General features: G+C 45.3%; 1 protein-coding gene. It reads left to right on the forward strand.

What is annotated here, in order from left to right:
* Positions 1 to 1,182, forward strand: a 1,182-nt coding sequence (locus A3729_RS18835) for a transglycosylase SLT domain-containing protein (RefSeq protein ID WP_369820147.1), incomplete at both ends; no start/stop codon positions are given.

Raw genomic sequence — 1,182 nt, forward strand, 5'->3', positions numbered from 1 at the left:
ATCAAACAAAAGCGAACCTACCCCCGACATTGAGAGCAAGGAAAACACTCAAGTAAGCGAACAAATCTCAAATACTCAAGAAAGTGGCATTAAGCAAGCGTCAACTGCTAGTAAAGCAAAGCTCCAACCCTCCCCAGAGCACACCAGTACGACACCAGCTAGTAATTCCGACAACGAAGCACTAACAGCACCACCCTATTTAATCTCTCAAATATTTGACGAAACGGTGGAGCCAAAAGAAAAGTTTTTCGTTAGCGGCCTTTTGAGCAGCCCAGATGAAGATCTATTCAGTAGTTTTGCTCTGAATAATAAGCTTATCGACAGCGCATCTGCCGAACATAACAAACAGCAGAATCGTAACTACGAGCAATACGGTTTTATCACTCCAACTGATGAGCTGGAACAGAAAGTCAATCAGGAGCTTCAGCTTCTTCGTGATAGACCTAGCCATAACCCTGACCAAGGCGACCTGCTTGACGATATTCGAAAGCACTTTACACTCGACCTGACTCTTGACAACAAGCGCATTCAAAGCCAGTTACGCTGGTACGTAAACAACCCCAATTATCTAGACCGAACCTTTAAGCGCTCTTCACGCTATCTTCACCATGTGGTGCAAGAAGTTAAGAAACGTAAACTACCGATGGAACTAGCACTACTACCTTTTGTCGAGAGTGCCTACGATCCTTTCGCATACAGTCATGGCCGTGCTTCAGGCTTATGGCAGTTTATTCCAGGTACCGGGAAGATTTATGGTTTGCATCAAAACTGGTGGTACGATGGACGACGTGACGTATTAGCATCGACTCAAGGAGCTCTCGAATACCTGAGTTACTTAAGTAGACGATTTGACGGCAACTGGCTCCATGCTCTTGCATCTTACAACTCTGGTTCAGGCCGCGTTAGTAAGGCGATAAAGCGCAATAAAAAACTAGGAAAACCCCAAGACTTCTGGTCTTTGAAGCTTCCAAGAGAAACCCGCGCTTACGTCCCTAAACTGCTTGCTCTTGCCAAGATTGTAAAGTCGCCTGAAAAATACAACATTCAATTCCCGAAAATCGCTGATAAACCGTACTTTGAGACAGTTCAAACTGGCGGGCAGATCGATCTTGCCCAGGCAGCTACCCTGGCCGGCATCGATATAAAGGAAATATATAAACTCAACCCAGGATTCAATCAGTG

It is taken from the genome of Oleiphilus sp. HI0043, assembly GCF_001634935.1.